General features: G+C 38.6%; 23 protein-coding genes, 1 tRNA gene and 1 pseudogene. 9 read left to right on the forward strand and 16 right to left on the reverse strand.

Annotated elements, in window-relative coordinates:
* Positions 1-46: 46 nt before the first annotated feature.
* From ACWYN3_RS12080 to ACWYN3_RS12130, 11 genes are all read right to left on the reverse strand, one after another.
* Entirely contained in the window at positions 47-1,186 is a 1,140-nt protein-coding gene (locus ACWYN3_RS12080) for an efflux RND transporter periplasmic adaptor subunit (RefSeq protein ID WP_456221369.1), read from the reverse strand.
* Positions 1,187-1,300: 114 nt separating this feature from the next.
* Positions 1,301-1,696 carry a cation transporting ATPase C-terminal domain-containing protein gene (locus tag ACWYN3_RS12085; RefSeq protein ID WP_456221370.1) on the reverse strand — a complete coding sequence of 132 codons (396 nt, stop codon included), beginning with the start codon at positions 1,694-1,696 and terminating at the stop codon, positions 1,301-1,303.
* Positions 1,684-2,193: an HAD-IC family P-type ATPase gene (locus ACWYN3_RS12090; protein ID WP_456221371.1), complete on the reverse strand. Its 510-nt coding sequence runs from the start codon at positions 2,191-2,193 to the stop codon at positions 1,684-1,686. Before ACWYN3_RS12090 ends, ACWYN3_RS12085 begins: the two co-directional genes overlap by 13 nt.
* A 7-nt stretch (positions 2,194-2,200) precedes the next feature.
* Positions 2,201-2,494: a hypothetical protein gene (locus tag ACWYN3_RS12095; protein WP_456221372.1), complete on the reverse strand. Its 294-nt coding sequence runs from the start codon at positions 2,492-2,494 to the stop codon at positions 2,201-2,203.
* Positions 2,491-2,718 (reverse strand): hypothetical protein, encoded by a 228-nt coding sequence (locus ACWYN3_RS12100; RefSeq protein ID WP_456221373.1) that lies wholly within the window; start codon positions 2,716-2,718, stop codon positions 2,491-2,493. The genes ACWYN3_RS12095 and ACWYN3_RS12100 overlap by 4 nt, the downstream gene beginning before the upstream one ends.
* The gene (locus ACWYN3_RS12105; RefSeq protein ID WP_456221374.1) at positions 2,702-4,021 is read right to left on the reverse strand and encodes an HAD-IC family P-type ATPase; all 1,320 of its coding nucleotides are present in this window, start codon (positions 4,019-4,021) and stop codon (positions 2,702-2,704) included. Before ACWYN3_RS12105 ends, ACWYN3_RS12100 begins: the two co-directional genes overlap by 17 nt.
* Positions 4,022-4,285: 264 nt before the next feature.
* The gene (locus ACWYN3_RS12110) at positions 4,286-4,990 is read right to left on the reverse strand and encodes an MgtC/SapB family protein (RefSeq protein ID WP_456221375.1); all 705 of its coding nucleotides are present in this window, start codon (positions 4,988-4,990) and stop codon (positions 4,286-4,288) included.
* A gap of 831 nt (positions 4,991-5,821) precedes the next feature.
* A complete protein-coding gene (locus ACWYN3_RS12115) occupies positions 5,822-6,688 on the reverse strand; it encodes a HAMP domain-containing sensor histidine kinase (RefSeq protein ID WP_456221376.1) in 867 nt (288 codons plus the stop codon).
* Entirely contained in the window at positions 6,685-7,194 is a 510-nt protein-coding gene (locus ACWYN3_RS12120) for a hypothetical protein (protein ID WP_456221377.1), read from the reverse strand. Before ACWYN3_RS12120 ends, ACWYN3_RS12115 begins: the two co-directional genes overlap by 4 nt.
* 64 nt (positions 7,195-7,258) lie before the next feature.
* Positions 7,259-7,684 (reverse strand): response regulator transcription factor, encoded by a 426-nt coding sequence (locus tag ACWYN3_RS12125; protein ID WP_456221378.1) that lies wholly within the window; start codon positions 7,682-7,684, stop codon positions 7,259-7,261.
* A 38-nt stretch (positions 7,685-7,722) separates the two neighbouring features.
* Positions 7,723-7,881: a hypothetical protein gene (locus tag ACWYN3_RS12130; protein WP_456221379.1), complete on the reverse strand. Its 159-nt coding sequence runs from the start codon at positions 7,879-7,881 to the stop codon at positions 7,723-7,725.
* Between the two features lie 378 nt (positions 7,882-8,259).
* Between ACWYN3_RS12130 and ACWYN3_RS12135 the strand changes: the two genes are divergently transcribed.
* The 8 genes and pseudogenes from ACWYN3_RS12135 (at position 8,260) to ACWYN3_RS12170 (ending at position 14,419) form a co-directional block, all read left to right on the forward strand.
* The gene (locus tag ACWYN3_RS12135; RefSeq protein WP_456221380.1) at positions 8,260-9,234 is read left to right on the forward strand and encodes a carboxypeptidase-like regulatory domain-containing protein; all 975 of its coding nucleotides are present in this window, start codon (positions 8,260-8,262) and stop codon (positions 9,232-9,234) included.
* Positions 9,235-9,480: 246 nt separating this feature from the next.
* Positions 9,481-11,547 carry a hypothetical protein gene (locus ACWYN3_RS12140; RefSeq protein WP_456221381.1) on the forward strand — a complete coding sequence of 689 codons (2,067 nt, stop codon included), beginning with the start codon at positions 9,481-9,483 and terminating at the stop codon, positions 11,545-11,547.
* An 8-nt stretch (positions 11,548-11,555) separates the two neighbouring features.
* Positions 11,556-11,750, forward strand: coding sequence for a hypothetical protein (locus ACWYN3_RS12145; RefSeq protein WP_456221382.1), 195 nt, complete (start codon positions 11,556-11,558; stop codon positions 11,748-11,750).
* Positions 11,731-12,165 (forward strand): annotated as a pseudogene (locus ACWYN3_RS12150) (SusD/RagB family nutrient-binding outer membrane lipoprotein); the annotation flags it as partial. The gene ACWYN3_RS12145 and the pseudogene ACWYN3_RS12150, both read left to right, overlap by 20 nt.
* Positions 12,166-12,275: 110 nt before the next feature.
* On the forward strand, positions 12,276-12,818 hold the full coding sequence (locus ACWYN3_RS12155) for a SusD/RagB family nutrient-binding outer membrane lipoprotein (RefSeq protein WP_456221383.1): 543 nt from the start codon (positions 12,276-12,278) through the stop codon (positions 12,816-12,818).
* 16 nt (positions 12,819-12,834) lie between these two features.
* Positions 12,835-13,146, forward strand: a complete 312-nt coding sequence (locus ACWYN3_RS12160; protein ID WP_456221384.1) for a SusD/RagB family nutrient-binding outer membrane lipoprotein — start codon at positions 12,835-12,837, stop codon at positions 13,144-13,146.
* A 193-nt stretch (positions 13,147-13,339) separates the two neighbouring features.
* A tRNA-Lys gene (locus tag ACWYN3_RS12165) sits at positions 13,340-13,412 on the forward strand.
* A 335-nt stretch (positions 13,413-13,747) separates the two neighbouring features.
* On the forward strand, positions 13,748-14,419 hold the full coding sequence (locus ACWYN3_RS12170; protein WP_456221385.1) for a phage integrase SAM-like domain-containing protein: 672 nt from the start codon (positions 13,748-13,750) through the stop codon (positions 14,417-14,419).
* Positions 14,420-15,233: 814 nt separating this feature from the next.
* Here the strand turns inward: ACWYN3_RS12170 and ACWYN3_RS12175 are convergent.
* The 5 genes from ACWYN3_RS12175 to ACWYN3_RS12195 all read right to left on the reverse strand — a co-directional run bounded on the left by ACWYN3_RS12175 (position 15,234) and on the right by ACWYN3_RS12195 (position 17,109).
* The gene (locus tag ACWYN3_RS12175) at positions 15,234-15,713 is read right to left on the reverse strand and encodes a VOC family protein (protein ID WP_456221386.1); all 480 of its coding nucleotides are present in this window, start codon (positions 15,711-15,713) and stop codon (positions 15,234-15,236) included.
* A gap of 103 nt (positions 15,714-15,816) precedes the next feature.
* Positions 15,817-16,215: a helix-turn-helix domain-containing protein gene (locus ACWYN3_RS12180; protein ID WP_456222977.1), complete on the reverse strand. Its 399-nt coding sequence runs from the start codon at positions 16,213-16,215 to the stop codon at positions 15,817-15,819.
* The gene (locus ACWYN3_RS12185) at positions 16,101-16,547 is read right to left on the reverse strand and encodes a DUF6597 domain-containing transcriptional factor (protein ID WP_456221387.1); all 447 of its coding nucleotides are present in this window, start codon (positions 16,545-16,547) and stop codon (positions 16,101-16,103) included. The genes ACWYN3_RS12180 and ACWYN3_RS12185 overlap by 115 nt, the downstream gene beginning before the upstream one ends.
* Positions 16,548-16,558: 11 nt before the next feature.
* Complete coding sequence (locus ACWYN3_RS12190) at positions 16,559-16,879, reverse strand: hypothetical protein (protein ID WP_456221388.1); 321 nt, start codon at positions 16,877-16,879, stop codon at positions 16,559-16,561.
* Entirely contained in the window at positions 16,840-17,109 is a 270-nt protein-coding gene (locus tag ACWYN3_RS12195) for an NAD(P)-binding domain-containing protein (protein WP_456222978.1), read from the reverse strand. The genes ACWYN3_RS12190 and ACWYN3_RS12195 overlap by 40 nt, the downstream gene beginning before the upstream one ends.
* 426 nt (positions 17,110-17,535) lie before the next feature.
* Here ACWYN3_RS12195 and ACWYN3_RS12200 point away from each other — a divergent pair, with 426 nt between their 5' ends.
* Entirely contained in the window at positions 17,536-17,745 is a 210-nt protein-coding gene (locus ACWYN3_RS12200) for a hypothetical protein (protein ID WP_456221389.1), read from the forward strand.
* Positions 17,746-17,768: the final 23 nt, after the last annotated feature.

Raw genomic sequence — 17,768 nt, forward strand, 5'->3', positions numbered from 1 at the left:
TGGATATTTATTATTTTTTAGATGGAGCCTTTGATTATAGCGTGATTTACTTAGCTTCCAATAGATAGAAGCCACCTTCTGATACGATCTTTTCGCCTTTGGCCAGACCTGATTTAATAACTACACGGTCTTTCTCTGTACCACCTGTCTCTACTTTTCTCTTGATATATTTACCCTCCGGGGTCACTACGAAAACAAAATTTGCATCGTTCATTTGCAGGATTGCTTTTAAGGGGACGATAATGGCTGAGGTAGGTGCATCTATAAAATTCACGGAGACATACATCCCCGGTTTAAGCATATGGTCGCTATTATCACATTCAATTAAAACCTGTACGCTACGGGTATCTTCGTCAACAATTTCATTCACGTGATAGACTTTTCCTTTGAGTTTTTTTCCGGGTAATGCCGCAACCTCAATTTCACATTCATCCTTTTCATTGATATAACGGATATCCTTTTCTTTGACCTGACCTGCAACCCAGACCTTGTTCAAATTAGCTACGGTTGCTACACTAGCTGCATCGTCTTTGATAAACTGGCCCAAAACCACCCTATTTTCAATAACTTCACCAGTAATCGGTGCGTGTACAACAAGAGCTTGTCCTAAAGACAATTTTTCTGGATTTGCTTTGAATATTCTGATGCCTATAACTGCATTTTCGAACTCCTTTTTTTCTACATCATAACCCGTTTGAGCTTCTTCCAGATCTTTCTGTGTACCTACTCCATTGGCCATCAAGTCCTTTTGACGTTTCAAAGTTCTTTCCGCTTGCTGCATCTGTGATTTCTCCTGAAAAAAGATCTTTTGGGCAGCTATGAAATCTGGTGAGCTGATTTCAAACAAGGGCGTTTCGGCAGTCGTTTTCATCCCTAATCTGATATAGCTTTTAGTCACCCTACCTTGAAATGGCGGTGCAATTTCAGCATATTGCGTAGGAATTGCTTTGACAGTTCCCGCAGTCAGCATTTGCATTTGATAAGGTTCAGTATCAACAGTGATATATTTCAGTTTGCCTTTCAAAACAGAATTTTCAGGCAGTGTAATCGCATCCCCTTTCAGGGTAAAATCAGCAGCCGGTTCTTTGGCTGCCTGTTGTTTGCATGAAGCAGTCAGCCCTATAATTACCACAGCAATGGCAGCCAGACAGGACTGACGATTATTTCTTAAGTTCATATTGTTCATTGTGTTTGTTTGAGAAGTTACTTAGGGTATGAAAATGGTATTCAAGCCATTCGGCGAAGATGACAACCAGTATAATTAATACGATTGCCAGTATCCATTGTTTGCTGGAGCGGATTATAGCCATTGGTTAAATCTTTTGATGTACCACACTTTAACATATTGAGTAAGCAGGCAATAGCCGCCAAGAATTCCAATTAACCATGGGAAATAACTGAGTGGCAATTGTTCCATCTTTAATGCACCTGCAAATGGTGAAAACGGGATAAATATTCCGATAACCATAATCAGGGAGGTCAATGCTACCACAGGAGTAGTTGCCCAGCTCTGGATAAATGGGATTTTACGGGTACGGATCATGTGCACAATCAGTGTCTGAGACAATAATCCTTCGATAAACCATCCACTTTGAAATAAACTCTGATGCTCCGGACTATTTGCTTTGAAAACAAAGAACATAACCGCGAACATCGCATAATCAAAAACAGAACTGATCGGGCCTATATAAAGCATGAAGCGTTTTTAATCCCTGAGGCATCCCATTTTTTGGGTTTCTCGATGAAGCCTTCATCCATTCTATCCCAGGGAATTGATACCTGCGATACATCATATAATAGATTCTGAACCAGGATTTGTACCGGTAGCATAGGTAAGAATGGCAGAAAGGCACTTGCACCTAACATGCTGAACATATTCCCAAAATTACTGCTGGCAGTCATTTTGATATATTTGATAATATTACCAAAGGTTCTGCGGCCGTAGATCACCCCTTTCCTGAGCACCATCAGATCTTTTTCGAGTAAAATGATATCGGCACTTTCTTTGGCGATATCCACCGCTGTGTCTACACTGATCCCAACATCGGCATCTCTGAGTGCCACAGCATCATTGATACCATCGCCCATAAAACCTACAGTATGGCCTTTTGCCTGTAATATTTTGACTACCCTGGATTTTTGAACCGGACTTAACTTTGCCAGTATAGAAACCTCTCCAACCTGTTCCTGCAATTCTGCATCAGTCAGTCATTTTTTCGACCTCAGCGCCTAACAGTATTTTATCAAAAGGAATACCTACATCACGGCATATCTTTTTGGTGACAATTTCATTGTCACCTGTTAATACTTTGATACTAACACCTAATTTCTGCAGTGCTTCAATTGCAATTTTAGCCGAAGGTTTAGCAGGATCAAGAAAACCTATAAAACCAGTCAAAATCATATTATTTTCATCTTCGACGGCATAATTGAGTGCGCGGTCATCAAACTCGCGGATGGCTACAAGCAAAACCCGGAGTCCTTCTGCATTCATTTTTTTTTTGACGTCTGCAAAATCATATCCCGTATTGTTTCATCCATACGGATTACCTTGTCAGATTCAATATGCAGTTGTTTATCATCTCCCGGATCAAAAGCATGACTACAGAGATCAAGCATTTCTTCTACAGCACCTTTACAGATCAGCAAGTGTTTGCCATTACGTTGTTTAAGGACAACCGACATCCTTCTTCGATGGAAGTCAAAGGGAAATTTCATCCACCTTTAAAAAGTGTTCTTCAACTTTCAGATAATCATGCAATTCAACATGATCCAGGACAGCTACATCCAGCAAATTTTTCAACCCCGTTTGATGAAAACTATTGAGGTAGGCCCATTTCAGCACCTCTTCATCCTCCTGTCCGAAAATATTCAAATGCCTTTCCAGCACAATCTTATCCATAGTCAGCGTACCTGTTTTATCCGTACATAACACATCCATAGCTCCAATATTCTGTATCGCATTGAGGCGTTTGATAATCACCTTATGTTTACTCATATTAACAGCTCCCTTAGCCAGGTTTGCCGTTACAATCATTGGTAACATCTCTGGGGTCAACCCAACGGCTACTGCAATAGCGAAAAGCAAAGCATCCCACCAGTTTCCTTTCACAAATCCATTGATCAGGAAAATCAGAGGTACCATCACCACCATAAAACTGATGAGCAGATAGCTCACTTTATTGACACCCTTATCAAAATTTGTCTCCGCCCGTTTACCAACAATAACTTTACTGAGCGAGCCGAAGTAAGTTTGATTACCAGTATTCACAACAATAGCGGTAGCATAACCACTGACAACATTTGTACCCATGAAACAGATATTATCCAGTTCTAATACTGGTTTATCTTCTGCATCACGCACTGCCAGACTCCTTTTTTCTACCGGTAAAGATTCTCCAGTCAGCATAGACTGGCTTACAAAAAGATCTTTAGATTGTACAATCCGGCAATCCGCAGGAATCATATCACCCGCAGAAAGCATGATCAAATCACCGGGCACTAATTTTTTAATATCCAGTTCTTTCTTTCCGGTAATCTTCCTCACAACCGTCGCAGTAGTTTTCACCATACTTTTAAGTTGTTCAGCAGCCCGGTTGCTCCGGTACTCTTGAAAGAACCGCAATAAAGAGCTCACCATCACCATAATACCGACCATAGCAACTGTCTTATAATCGGCTTCACCAGGACTTGCCAGCCATACATCCAGTATAAAAGAAATCACTGCAATAATCAGCAGTATGCCAATAAATGGATTGACAAATGCCTGAAACAGTTGTTTAATCCACGCCGGAGCTTTCTCATGATGCACTTCGTTTAAGCCAAATCTGCCTAACCTTTCTTTAGCTTGCAGAGCAGATAGTCCATCCACACCACTATCCAGCATAGCAAAATAAAAATCAGGATCTGACCTGGAAACATTCTGTAGTTTGGTTGCAGCGGCTTCATCACTACCATTAGACATGATTTTTCTTCTGTCTGGAATGGCTCTTTTTTTTAAACTCTCTTTTACGATAGTCATGATATTATATATAATAGATTAAGCGGAAATTGTTAATTATATCAATTGGAACAGGAGTACGACAACCCCGACCATCATCAGGCAGGTACAAATAGTGCGCAGCCTGCAGATCAGGTTATCGGCAGTGATTCCAACTGCAATAAATAAGATTGCGTACTGTATAATGCCGCATTTTAAAAGTAGAAAGGTCATTGTATCATCTTAATGTGTGTTTGTAAAAGTTATCAGTCATCTTATCGCTGATTATCAGTAATTTTCATTTAGCTACAGATCATTCTCATCACCCGCTTTATTCCAGCTGACCTCAGAAACTTCATGTTCTATAGTTAATCGTCCGGCGATCCGTTCCATAATGGAGTCTTCATTGCTATTAGCGAGTATTTCGGCCATGATTACAGCTTTACCTGGATCACCATCATCTGTACTTTTGAGTGATCGCAGCAATAGTTTATCGTCATTACTCGTAAACTGGAGCAACAGCACTCTTAAATGATTCTCTACATCCTGTCTGCATTTGATAATCAGCAGATAAGCCACTGGAATGCGTGTACTCTTCGTTGGAATACGACTTAGTTTCGCACCAACCGGGCGCATCAGCACATGTGTCAGGATTACAAAAGTGGTCACAACAACAGCCTCTGGAAGAAACCCAAGACCACAGGAAGCACCTACAGCGGCAGAGCACCATAAAGTGGCTGCTGCTGTATTTAGTCCCCTTATATTAAGTCCGTCTTTCATAATGACACCGGCTCCAAGGAAACCAATTCCGCTGACTACGTAAGAAATTACCCGGCCGGAGGCATCACCACCAACCTTTACCCCTAATGAAACGAACATACAGGCTCCCATGCAAACCAGCATATTTGTTCTTAGTCCGGCCATGCGTTGTCTCCATTGGCGTTCGGTACCAATAGCTGCTCCAAGGGCAAAAGCTATTGCAAGTCTTAGTGTGAACTCAAATATTGTCATAATTAGCCCTCCATTTTTTTAATTGTAGAAAAGCCCTTTTGATAGTATTTAGTATCAAAGAAGACAGTCTTAAAAAGATCCGTCTGAAAGAAAGAGATTGGTAATCGTGTTTTCTGCCGAAGATATTATCGGCTACCCCAAACGAGATAAATGGTTTGGTATCCATACCCACTGGATAATCATAATCTGAAATATAGCGGGTATATTTTGTCTGTGTTTTTGAAAAATTGAACATAACTCTGTTTTATGCCGTCAACCGGCATAACATCAGCTATGAGGATTGGCGGGCAGTTAAATAATTAATTAGTAGCGCTTTTAAAAGCGTCTTTGAATGGGGGCCTGAGTCCATATATTGTTATTTTTTAATGTGCTGCAAATATAAAGCGCCCTTTTTGAAAGCACCGTTAGAGGACAAACAGAAATTCATTAGAAATTCATTAGAGAAAAAGCAATTACCGGGCGGTAAAACGCAATCTTAAAGCCTTCAGCAAGTAAACCCTTAAAGCATCAACAAGTAATCCCTTAAAACATCAACAAGTAACCCCTTAAAACATCAACTAGTAATCCCTTAAAACATCAACAAGTAACCCCTTAAAACATCAACTAGTAATCCCTTAAAACATCAACTAGTAATCCCTTAAAGCGTCAACAAACAAACCTTTCAATGCTCCAGCCTGTTACCCTTGGGAGGTTTTTACAAGAAAAATGTTATCACGTTTATCCGGCCATGGATTAAAGAAAAAAAAACATCAACTAAACATGCTGACATCAGGGCCCGAAGGGAACGTAGTCAGCATGTTTAGTTGATGTTTTTTTTGCGAAGTCCCGGAGCTAAACGTGAAATATTTCGATTGTAAAGACACTCCCGGAGTTAACGGTTGAAGCAACACGAATAGCACCTTGATGCATACCAATAATCTTTTGAGTCAGCGACAACCCGATCCCGTTTCCCGGGCTAAAGTCCTTATTCTTTCCTCTGTAAAATGCAGAAAAGATACTTTCCAGTTCATCCTTTGCAATACCGATACCTGAATCTTTAAAACCCAATTTTACCCGATCATGGTCGAAGTTAATACTTACTGTACATTGGTGATTAGCAGAAAACTTACAGGCATTTTCCATCAGGTTGATAAATGCGACCTTCAGCAAGTACTCATTTCCTTTAACCGAAATATCGTCATCATCATCAATTTCACGTTCAAAGACGATATCAACCCTATAATCTTCATTGATTTTAAGCACAGCCTCTCTTGCATCCATCAGCAATTCATCTGTCCTTAACTCTTTCATACTTACCGTAGTCTGATCATAACTCGCTTTGGCCAGATCAAGTAACCCGTTAGACAACCTCACTAATCTTTGTGCATCACTCAATGACAGCCTGATCACTTCTTTATACTCTGCAACACTTCGCTCCCGGATTAATGCAAGCTGTAATTCACCAACTATCGTTGCCAGCGGAGTTCTCAATTCATGAGAAATATTACTTACAAAATTCTTCTGACCATCAAAAGATTGCTCCAACCTATCCAGCATGTTATTAAAAGTAATAGCCAGCTCTCCAATCTCATCCTTCTCATTCTTGACAAGTACCCGCTTATATAAATTAGTTGCTGTAATCTCCTCTACCTTATCTACAATTTCAGCGACCGGGTTTAACGCTTTACCTACAAAATAGTAACCCGCAGCGATCGTCAAACTGATAATAATGATAAAAAAAAGAAATGATGAAAAGTATACTTAAACTCTTCCAGTCGTGTCAACCCATATTTATCATTTGCTGCCGCAGTGATAACATAGGTTTTGCCTTTATGCAGATATAAAAGCCCTACAACCTGTAAACTTCCCTGATCAAAGGTAATTTCCTTCTGAAGAATAATCTGATCGATCATCTTTCTCGTTTCTTTAACCTTATCTATTTGCACAGCATCATGATAAAGCAAATTAAACGAAGTATCATAAACAGCTACCTCTTCTTCAAATAACGAATTGATTGAATTCTTATAAATTAATTGTAACACTGCCGGAGGAACTTTTGCATCAAAGAGCAAATTTGCTTTTGTAATCGCTTCTCTTTTAAGGTGCTTATAATATTGATCTTTCCTGCTTTGTGAAGTAGAAACATAGATAAATACAGCAAATGCTAAAAGTAAAGCACCAAAAAGCGTCAAAAACAACAATAAAAGTTTCGCTCTTATCTTCATCCTTCTTTAAATATGAAACCCATACCTGGTTTAGTATGAATCAGTTTTACTGCATAATTTTTATCTATTTTTTTTTTTTCCTTAAATAATTGATATAAACGTCAATAAAGTTTGTTCCAGAGTCAAAAGTATCCCAAACTTTCTCTGCAATCTCTGTTCTGGACAAAACACGTTCAGAATTCCCCATCATATACTCAAGCAACCGGAATTCTTTAGGTGTAAGATCAATAGGCTCCTCATTTCTTTTAACAAGCTTTGTTTCCAGATTCATTTCCAGATCTGCAAACCGCAAGATAAATCCCTGGTTAAAAGTATTATTCTGAGTCTGATTTCTTTTTATTAAAGCACGAATCCGGGCATGCAGCTCCCTGAAATCAAACGGCTTAACCAGGTAATCATCCGCACCAGCATCAAAACCTTCTACTTTATCATCCGTAGTGCCTAAAGCAGTAAGCATAATAATTGGAATGTCAGGACGTGCGATACGCACTTCCTTGCAAAGGTCAATTCCATTAATCTTTGGAAGGATTATCCATCCATCAGAATCAGATCATAGGTTTTCGTCAGGGCTAGTTTCTTACCCATTTCCCCATCAAAGGCAAGTGTAATATGAAATCCGAGTTCTTCCAGCCCCTTTTTGATCAGTTCAGCTACTCTTTGTTCATCTTCAATAACCAGTATGTGCATAAGGATATAATTAAACAACAAATGTGAACATTATTTTTTAGAGCCTGTTTAAAAATTTGTGCTGAGCTTCTTTTCCCTTAGCATCATTAGCACTATTTCTTCCTCTGGATAATATCAATTATATGCGCTATATATATATTATCATTTGATCTTTTTATAATCCGGCAAATGGATTTTTAAGCTGCAATAACAGCAAAAGATAAACTATTCATTAACTAGATATTAACAATATGTAATGAACCCGCTGCCAAAGACACTTTTAATATCAAAAACCCTGTAAAAGTTTAAGTATCCATAATACTAAATTGGTTTAGTTTTAATAAACAAAGTTTAGTATTGCTGTGTGAAAAAAACACATTACAACCTAAATCCACATAGATGAAACAGCTCTACAAGCAATTTAAACAGGTAATAACTGTAGTGTTATTTTTGCTTGCCCCGATGACTTTAGCGGCGCAAACTAAAATATCCGGCACAGTTAGTGACGAAACCAAACAAACCCTGCCGGGGGTAAGTGTATTGGTTGACGGCACCAAACAAGGTACAGTAACAGACATGAACGGCCACTTTCTTTTTACAGCTAAGAAAGGGCAAACTGTATCCTTCCAATACCTTGGATACCAGAAAACACAAATCATTATTGGTGATGAAACAATTATCAATGTAGTTTTAAAAGGTGACAGCAAAGCACTTTCTGAAGTCGTGGTTACAGCCCTAGGTAAAAAAAAAGACACCAAAAGAATTGGTTACGCACTTCAGACCGTAGATGGCGGTGATTTGCTAAAAGCACGTGACCCCAACCCGATCAGCAGTTTAGTAGGAAAAGTTGCTGGTTTATCTGTTGGTCCTTCTTCTCCTGAGGTATTAAGAGAACCTAACGTGATGATCCGTGGTGATAAGTTAACATTATATGTTATAGATGGTTTTCCTATCAATACAGACACCTGGAATATCAGTCCTGATGACATTGAAACTTATACAGTATTAAAAGGCCCTGCTGCCGCTGCTTTATATGGTAGCCGTGCAGTAAATGGTGCAATATTGATTACGACCAAAAAAGGTGATAAGAACAAAAAAGGACTAACCGTTGATGTTAACAGCAGTACAGTAATTAACAGCGGATTTTTAACCTTCCCGCGTTTACAAAATTCATATGGTGCTGGTGAAAACACACAGTATATGTTTGTGGATGGTAAAGGTGGTGCACCTGGTGGTGTCGATGGAGATTATGACATCTGGGGGCCATATTTCGCCGGACAACTGATCCCGCAATATGATAGTCCTGTAATTAATGGAGTAAGACAGGCAACTCCATACACTGCAAGAGGTAAAAACAATTTAAAGAACTTTTGAAGAGACTGGTTACCAAACCAATAATAACATATCATTAAGTGCTAACGGTGAGACTTATACGACAAGATTCTCAGTTTCGCAATCAAAACAATCAAGTTATATCCCCAACAGCGGACTTAATATTGTCAACTTCAACATGTATGGTTCATTCAATCCAACTCCAAGATTGAAAATTGAAGGTAACCTGGATTTTTTAACAGACAGTATACTGATAACTTTCCTGATGCAGATTACGGGCCTTCAAGTTTGATTTACAGTACAGCGATCTGGACTGGTGCAGACTGGGACGTGAATGCTCCGGATATTAAAGCGATATGGCAACCAGGTAAAGAAGGTGTTCAATCGCAGTTTGCAGAATATCAACGTTACCACAATCCTTATCTAATGACAGAAAAGTGGTTACGCGGACATTACAAGAATGATGTGTATGGTTATCTTTCTGCAAACTTTAAGATTGATAATCACTTAAACGCAACGCTTCGTTCACAATTTGATACTTATGGTATCTTACGTACTGAAAAACTTCCATTCTCTGCTCACCCATACGGACGTGAAGGAAATCAGGGTGACTACCGTGAAGACAGACGTAATTTGTTTGAGAACAACAATGAGTTATTATTAAATTTCAATTATAACATCAAGAATTTCTTCAACCTTTCTGGTTTGGTCGGAACTAATCTTCGTACCTTATCTTATAATTCAAGCTGGACATCTACTGATTACCTGAATGTTCCTGAAGTTTATGCTTTCAGTAACTCTAAAAATCCGGTACAGTCTACGAGTTTTAACTCGAGTATGATGGTATTGAGCGGGTATTTCTCATTGGATGCATCCTTCGGTAAATATGCAACATTATCGACGACGAGCAGAATAGATAAATCATCGGCCTTCCAAACGCCAACAACTTATTATTACCCAAGTATATCATTAGCAACTGTTGTTTCTGATTATATCAAAATGCCAAATTTCATCTCGTTCCTGAAAGCAAGAGCATCGTTCTCCAATGTACGTACTGATGCAAGCAGTGCAACAATCGGCCCTGCTCCTTTCAGTTCGATTACTGCATTTGGTGGTCAGACTGGTTCTAATCTGACAAATAATCCGCTTGGTTATGGTAACGTATACATGTCTCCTTATAACGGACCAGACTATTCTTTGAATACTTCGTTTAATATCAATAAACCTTATAATAATCAGGCTGCTGGTTATGGCCCTGATTATTTATATGAAAATGGAATTAAAACCAGTACCCGCGTAAATTACGAGGAAGGTTTTGATGTTAAGTTTTTAGGAAACAGACTGGGTTTAAGTGCTACGGCTTTCCAATATATAGATGGGCCGAAGATTTTACCTAACCAGATTTCTACTGCTACAGGATATACTTTATTATATCTGAATGCTTTAAAAACTAAAAAAACAGGTTATGAGGTTTCACTAAGTGGCACACCGATTAAAGACATGGGTGGTTTTGGCTGGGATGTTTTGGTCAACTGGTCAACTTTCAAGAGAGTTTACAAAGAACTTCCAAAGGGACAGGATATCTATCAGACCTTTTTCAAAGAAGGAGACCGCACGGATAAATTATATGGAACTGCTTTCGTAAGGACAAAAGATGGTCAGATTATCAATGACGCAGCCGGAAAGCCATTAAATAATGGTGGTGCGAATCAATACCTGGGAAACATGAATTCTGATTATTCATGGAGTATTTACAACAAGTTTCACTATAAAAACTGGAGTTTAGGTTTCCAGTTTGATGGTAGTGTAGGTGGAAAAACTACGGATTATATGCATAATAAAACTATGCGTGGTGGTTCAAATATCGAAACTGCTCAAGGTGCTTTGGGTGATGCGCGTTACCAGGATTGGGCTAATTATGGCCAGAAAGGCTATGCAGGTTCTTATGTTGGTGAAGGTGTTGTGATCTCTAATGGTGCTTCTATTAATTACGATTCTAAAACTGGTGCGATCCTGAATTATGGAGATCTTGCTTTTGCACCAAATACAAACAAAGTATTTGTTCAGGATTATGTGAGTAAGTATTATAATTTCGACGAGGCCAACCTGATGAGCAAAACTTTCGCGAAACTTCGTGAGGTAACCATTGGATTCGAGCTTCCTAAAAAATTACTTGCGGGTACGTTCATTCAAAAAGCTTCCTTCTCTTTGGTAGGCCGTAATTTATTGTACTTCTACAAAGATAAAAGATTTAAGGATGTTGATTTAGATCAGTATAACGGAGAGACTTCTGCAACTGGTTTACAATCACCTACGGTACGTAGTTATGGTTTCAACGTCAACATTACATTATAATTTCCTATATGAAAACGATATTCAGACTTTATTCTTTGCTTCCTCTTTTACTTGTGGTTACCATTTCGGGCTGCAAAAAGGACTTCGAAGAGAAAACGATCAACAATAACAAACCAACTGCTGTTCAGGCTTCATTGCTTTTAAATGGTATTTTAACCAGTAAGGGTCTGGTTGAGGGACCAGATGGTCAAAAAAGAAACTAATAATCAGTATTACTTAAATAATTATGATTATTACGGGAATAACCGCTATGATTTCAAATATGGTGATGATTATTATACCATCCTGAAAAATGTAGCAGAAATGGAAAAACAAGCGATCAAAGGAGGCTCTGCAGTTAACTCTTATAGTGCTCTGGCGAAGTTTTTCAAGGCTTACCTTTTCAGCAAAATGAGTATGGAAATGGGAGATATCCCAATGACAGCTGCATTGTCTGGAATAGGAAACCTCACTCCTGCTTATGATACGCAGAAAAACGTCATGTTACAGTCACTGGCATTACTGGAAAGTGCGAATTCAGATCTGACTACTTTAATCGCTGCAAAAGAGAATATCCTTGCGGGTGATATATTCTTTAATGGTGACTTGCTGAAATGGCAAAAAACTATCAATACATTCAGGATCAGATTATTGATTCAATTGAGCAAAAGAGCTGATGATGATGCACAACTGAATGTGAAAACACATTTGCTGCTGATATCGTCAACAATAAGGCTAAGTATCCTATCATGGAGAGTGCTGCAGATAATATGCAGTATATTTATATTTCTCCGACTAACTATTATCCGCAGACTCCTGATAACTTCGGACAAAGTGGTTCGAGGAAAAATACTTCGGCTACTTATATCGGCTTATTGACTAAATTAAAAGATCCAAGGGTATTTGTAACTGCCGAGCCTTCCCGCTACCAGGTAGAAACTTTAAAACAAAGTCCTACTGATTTTTCTTCTTTCATTGGCGCTGATGCCGGAGAAGATCTTGGTGTGATGTATAACAATGCAGGTTTGCAGAAATATTCATTTCTAAACAGAAAGCGTTATTATTCGACGTATACTGGCGAACCAAGTATTCAATTGGGTTATGCAGAACTGATGTTTAATATTGCCGAAGGTATTTCTCGCGGATGGGCTGCTGGTAATGCTGAGGACTATTATACTGCGGGTATCAAAAGTTCTATGGATTCTTATAAGATCCCCTACAGGTACCGGAACGTTTACTGCTTATTTCTATCGCCCGGGTTCAACGAATGTTGCTTTACCAGCCAACTATGATACTTATACAATCAATGTGGACTGGGATGCTTATTATAGTCAGCCTGCTGTAAAGTATAATACCACGAATGCACTTACACAAATCCTGCAGCAAAAGTACCTGGCTTTATTCCGTCACTCTGGACTGGAGTCTTATTTTACTTATCGCCGTACGGGTATCCCTGCTTTTACTACTGGTCCGGGTACTGGAAATGGTGGACGTATTGCAAGCCGTTTTCAGTATCATGAGTATGAACGTACTGCAAATGCAGCAAATTATCAGATTGCTATACAGAGTCAGTATGGTGGTAATGATGATATCAATGGAATCATGTATATCCTGAAATAGTAATGTCAATAGTTTAGTCTAATTTATTGTATTTTATTTTGAAAGGCGGAATTGTTCCGCCTTTCTGATTTTCAGACTCTTAGGCATAAACGGTTAAATAGACGGTTATTTTTATTGAATTTATTTTCATATTTAATTGCATGTTAATATTTAATTTCTATCTTTGCACCTCCTTAAACAAAAGGAATTAATTGATTCCGTAGCTCAGCTGGTAGAGCATTACACTTTTAATGTAGTGGTCCTGGGTTCGAATCCCAGCGGGATCACGAAAGGCGCAAGAAATTGCGCCTTTTCTGTTTAAAATGTTTTTTAAAAGGCGTTTTTCAAAAAATAATAAGTCATTTCATAGCAATCTGATTGGTGCCCTATCCGGTGCCCAATTGTATTTGGTAAATTTGGGCACCAGTTATCCTTGCCTCAATTTGAGCCATTCCTTAAAGCAAAAATTTGTTTACTGGATTTATCCGGGCTTAACTAAATGTTTTAATAACAGATTGAGAAATGAAAAGCAACCAAATATTAACCATTCTTTTTTGGCATCGTAAATCAAAGAAAGATGCTAACCGCCTCGCTCCTATTATTTGCAGAATATCTATGATTGATGGGATGGACGAAGAATTATCCACTTGTAGGAAAGCACAAATTGACAACTGGGATAACGCTTGCTGATCTTCAAATTAAAGAGTTTTCTGATTTGGTAGAAAAGAAGCTAAGATCACTGGAAACGCCCAAAACAATGGAAAGCCAAAAAAAAAAACAAGATTGCAGAATTCTTTTATACCACTATAATATTAATGATATAGAACTCATTAATATTAACTATTCCTTTGCACAGGATTTTTTAACCTTCCTGACTGTTAAGCGAATTTCAGCACTTGGGGAAGCTTCTGCGATGAAGCAAATCAAGAGTACCAAACAGATGCTGAAACTTGCTGAAACAAGTGGCTGGATAACAAAGAATACCATTGAAAAATTCAGGTGTGGTGCGGATGAACCAGAGATTCTGCCATTGGAAATATCAGAAGTTGAAAACATTTTGCATCATAAACTTACGATTGAAAGAATCGATAAAGTAAGAGATGCGTTTATATTTCAATGTTTTACCGGATTTGCTTATCAGGACATATTTAATTTATCTCCGATACATATTATAACCGTTGGTACCGCACATGAAAAATGGCTCATTAAAGAGCGTGGAAAAACAAATCATACGCTTCAATATTCTGTTAATGAGAACAACTACTTGCGCCAGATTTTTAATTGTCAGTTTTAAAAAATTATACCAGGCAAGGTTGAACCTATTAATTACGCCATAAAAGTCGAAACCGAAGTAAACAAATATTAACTTAATATTTATAAAATCACTAAATTATCGCCAAAAAAAACACTTTAAAATCTACCTAAAATTTACTTAAAAGATAAAAATTACTTCTAAAAACCATATCCCTATGGAGAAAACAGCAAAATACATTACTGAGTTATTTAATGGAAAGTATTTTGAGGAGCCAAAAACGGGACTAATGATCTTTAAATCTTGTCAGACAAAACTTGGAACTGGTATCTACCCAATACATGTAGCACATACACCTGGGCTTTTACTCGCAAACGTAAAATACCAAGGCTAATTACCAATAGAAACCAAGCAAGTAGAATGATTTACGTAAAAGAGAATTGAAGAATATTTAAAAAAAACTTTCTAAATACTAGCATTTCTTTTATCCACCAATACTAGACTCAACTTAATTCCGCTTCAATCTAAATTCGTTAATCAACTCTCCCTGCAATTCCCTAATTTCTCGATTAGCCAATTTCAATTCACTTTCCAATTGTGATATACATTAATCTTTGTGCTCATCTGTCTCATCTGGAGATTTTGGAGAGTGAGAACAATTCATTACAGAAACTCGTGACAAGCGATTTCGGCTAAAAATGGCCAACTTAAAACAATAACAGTTGATTACAAAAACAGGTATAATTATTTCTGTTGGTCAATCCGCCACGGAATCTATGGTCAATAGTACCGAAATCTCCACGCACAAGTCTGCCGACAAATAGCTTACAGCAAATTCAAAACGAATATAAATCGCTTAGAGATGATCAATTGACTTATGGCCTACTGCATTATGATGCACGTCCAATGGAATAAATGTACTATAGGCAACCTCTATGATATTTCCTTCAATATCTTCAAAATAAAAAAACAGGCCACCGAATGGGGGGATAGTAGGTGCTTTCAGGATTTTTACGCCTTTAGCCTTTAATTTTTCATAGATCACTGTCACCTCCTGCGCTGTAGGTACATTATAACCGATCGTAACTGCACGAAAACCCCTGCCTTCGGTTGGAACCCCAATAAAATCCGCCAGGTCTTTACGCTTTCCGATACTGAACAGAAAACCGTTCATCTGGTAAAAAACAATATCCTTGTTTTCCACAACCGGCTTCCAGCCCAGGTTTTCCTCATAGAATTTTTTCATAGCCTGCAGGTCATTTGCCCCAAGTGTCAATACGCTTATCCGTTGTTCCATCATCTGAGTTGTCTTTTCTACCGGTTTACAGGATTCCAATCCTGTTATCATACAGCAGCTGATCAATAGCTTTTTATTATTATGTTCACAGGCCAAATTTAAGACCAACCATCGCCCCTTCGTTTGTAAAAATCCGACAATATCAGAACAATGAGGGAGCTGTTCCCGTGAATCTTTTAATCTCCCTTGAAAGATGGGCATGATCATAATACCCATGATCAATGGCTATCTTCAGTAAACTGTCGGCACCCCTGTTCTTTATAGCCACCAGGGCCGCCCGGTTCCGCAGGATGTTGATAAAAGTCTTGGGACTTAGGCCTGTCTGTTGCCTGAATTTTCTTTCCAGCTGCCGGGGAGTTATGGCGTACCTTTCTGCGATTGCACCGATAGACAATTGGCCGGGCTTTAATCCCTCTATATCAGAAATCATGCCTGCAAGGCTATCCGTTTTCCGGGATAATTTTCCTGCAAAAAAATGATCAAGGTCAGCAGTAGTACCATTAAATAGTTTATCCAGGCCCGGGCAAAAAGAATTGCACAGTTCCACCGTAATGTCAGAGATCTCATCAAATCATAAAAAAAAAAATTAGAGAACGCTGCTGGCTTAAACCTAACACCTACAAGACTGGCATCACAAGGTATACATGAAGTTGTAAAAGTGGTCATTGTACCAATTAAATAGGCTTTTTCCGGCTCCATTAAAAACCTGCCATGACTAGTGGTACATTCAGCTCCCAGGTTGAAAATGATATCGATACACCCGTCGGGTAAAATGCGCTGCTCTTTTGACCCGCAGCCAACGTGCCGGATCGTCCAATAGGCATCTATATAACCAGTCAAGGATTGGTGAACAGGTAATTCAGTGTAGATCATAGGAATTTTATTTAATGCCCCTTAGCTATAAAACCATTTTTATTCCTGAAAGTTTTTCCGCCAGGCCGGAAAATCTGCTGCCATCTGCGCTTCATTCCTATGATGTTCTCCGATGATCCCAACACGCTTAGCAGAACAATCTGTCTCCAGTACCGTGCAAACCCACCCAGATCAAAGGGATCAAAACCCAATTCATCCACCAGGTCAAACACGATTTCCTTTGCAGTAGTAATCTCAACCGAAACTGCTAAAACGATGCGGTTTTTTTCCCTTTTGCCTCTGCCCCGATCATTCAAACTTGTCGCAAAAATGGAATTGAATACCTTAACCACAATAACACCCAATTGCTCCTGAACCCATAGGCTATCAATATCACTTTGTTCCAGCGAAAGAATGACCTGCCTGTTATTACATCATCTTCAACAGTAACTGCCTCAGCCCTGGTTTGCTCAGCAAGTTCTTTTAAAGATGCCGGCCCACGAGAGTTTGCAATCGAAACGTGATACCTCAGCTTAATAAATTTTGAAGCGAGGCAGCTTCCGATCTGACCTGCGCCAATAATTCATATCTCCATCTTTAGATCAAGACTCGGTTTTAACAACTATGTCGCTGAGTGTAGATTTCGGAATGAGGAGGTCAGTTTTGTCGAAACTCCCAGCCAGTATTGACGGCTTTTAAGTAGTGGAACCAAGTGGGCACTTCTCGAACCATTTCCTGCCCAATCATCACAGGTTTAACGCCTCTTGCACTAAATTATATGATAAATTTTCAAATGCTTCCCCTTGCACGTAAGTATTTTTCATAGAATATTATTAATTTTTCATGTAATGAATTGTAACGCAATTTAATAATTTTTCAAAAGTCTTTAATGGAGTAGACAGAATGGATTTCGTCATGTAAACCAGGTGCCCGCAACTGGCCCTATAATTAAAAGTATTTTTTTTTATCTTTACTCGAGCGATAAGTCAACCCCAACTAATCTACAATTTTGCAAGAAAGAAACCCAGCAAAAGATTTGCTATTTACGCATTTCAACTCTTCGTTTCTCTTAAATGAAGAGGAAAAAGAAAAACTGACCTTACTTTTCTCCGAACGTAAAATAAAACGACGTGGCTTTATCTTACAAGATGGGGATATTTGTCGGCATTTCACTTTCATTGTTTCAGGATGTTTTAAAATGTATGCTATAGATTTTTAATGGTAAAGAGTATAACCTGGAGT

This window comes from Pedobacter sp. NJ-S-72, assembly GCF_053890575.1.

Coding starts and splice junctions, on each gene's coding strand:
- ACWYN3_RS12080 (WP_456221369.1), bottom strand. CDS start 1,186: ATGAACAATATGAACTTAAGAAATAATCGTCAGTCCTGTCTGGCTGCC.
- ACWYN3_RS12085 (WP_456221370.1), bottom strand. CDS start 1,696: ATGCTTTATATAGGCCCGATCAGTTCTGTTTTTGATTATGCGATGTTC.
- ACWYN3_RS12095 (WP_456221372.1), bottom strand. CDS start 2,494: ATGAATGCAGAAGGACTCCGGGTTTTGCTTGTAGCCATCCGCGAGTTT.
- ACWYN3_RS12100 (WP_456221373.1), bottom strand. CDS start 2,718: ATGAAATTTCCCTTTGACTTCCATCGAAGAAGGATGTCGGTTGTCCTT.
- ACWYN3_RS12105 (WP_456221374.1), bottom strand. CDS start 4,021: ATGACTATCGTAAAAGAGAGTTTAAAAAAAAGAGCCATTCCAGACAGA.
- ACWYN3_RS12110 (WP_456221375.1), bottom strand. CDS start 4,990: ATGACAATATTTGAGTTCACACTAAGACTTGCAATAGCTTTTGCCCTT.
- ACWYN3_RS12120 (WP_456221377.1), bottom strand. CDS start 7,194: ATGAAGATAAGAGCGAAACTTTTATTGTTGTTTTTGACGCTTTTTGGT.
- ACWYN3_RS12130 (WP_456221379.1), bottom strand. CDS start 7,881: ATGCACATACTGGTTATTGAAGATGAACAAAGAGTAGCTGAACTGATC.
- ACWYN3_RS12135 (WP_456221380.1), top strand. CDS start 8,260: ATGAAACAGCTCTACAAGCAATTTAAACAGGTAATAACTGTAGTGTTA.
- ACWYN3_RS12145 (WP_456221382.1), top strand. CDS start 11,556: ATGAAAACGATATTCAGACTTTATTCTTTGCTTCCTCTTTTACTTGTG.
- ACWYN3_RS12155 (WP_456221383.1), top strand. CDS start 12,276: ATGGAGAGTGCTGCAGATAATATGCAGTATATTTATATTTCTCCGACT.
- ACWYN3_RS12170 (WP_456221385.1), top strand. CDS start 13,748: ATGGGATGGACGAAGAATTATCCACTTGTAGGAAAGCACAAATTGACA.
- ACWYN3_RS12185 (WP_456221387.1), bottom strand. CDS start 16,547: ATGATCTACACTGAATTACCTGTTCACCAATCCTTGACTGGTTATATA.